The organism is Vibrio sp. 10N.222.55.C6, from assembly GCF_041473395.1.
Taxonomy (GTDB): domain Bacteria; phylum Pseudomonadota; class Gammaproteobacteria; order Enterobacterales; family Vibrionaceae; genus Vibrio; species Vibrio crassostreae_C.
Genome location: NZ_JBFRSD010000831.1, coordinates 1 through 381, shown reverse-complemented (window position 1 = coordinate 381; position 381 = coordinate 1). Strand labels below are relative to the sequence as shown.

The window sequence follows — 381 nt, the reverse complement described above, 5'->3', positions numbered from 1 at the left end:
GTACAGAGCGTAGCTTTGGAATACCATCGCCAAGTCACGGTCTTTCGCATCGACTTTATTCATCAACTTACCGCCAACCACAATGTCGCCAGAGCTTATGCTTTCAAGGCCAGCAAGCATACGTAGCGTAGTCGATTTACCACAGCCAGATGGGCCAAGAAAAACCACGAACTCACCGTCTTCAACCGTAAAATCAAACTCTTTTACAACTTCAACATCACCGAATGATTTTTTGATGTTCTTAAATTCTACTTTAGCCATTATCTGTTCTCCTCAGCGCGCTCTAGAAGCATATTTCGGTACGCAATTGCGCTCTGTTTCAATGTTCTTTCTTGGGTGGTGTAATCAACGTGGACGATGCCAAAACGCTGGCAGTAGCCG

At 45.1% G+C, this 381-nt stretch carries 2 protein-coding genes; both read right to left on the bottom strand.

Annotation, left to right across the window (positions count from 1 at the left end; all coding sequences use genetic code 11):
• The coding region (locus AB4486_RS26420) for an ATP-binding cassette domain-containing protein (protein WP_372119723.1) at window positions 1-261 on the bottom strand (261 nt) is incomplete at its 3' end.
• Window positions 261-381 (bottom strand): family 1 glycosylhydrolase (locus AB4486_RS26415; RefSeq protein ID WP_372119725.1); only part of this gene is annotated, 121 nt, incomplete at its 5' end. The genes AB4486_RS26420 and AB4486_RS26415, both read right to left, overlap by 1 nt.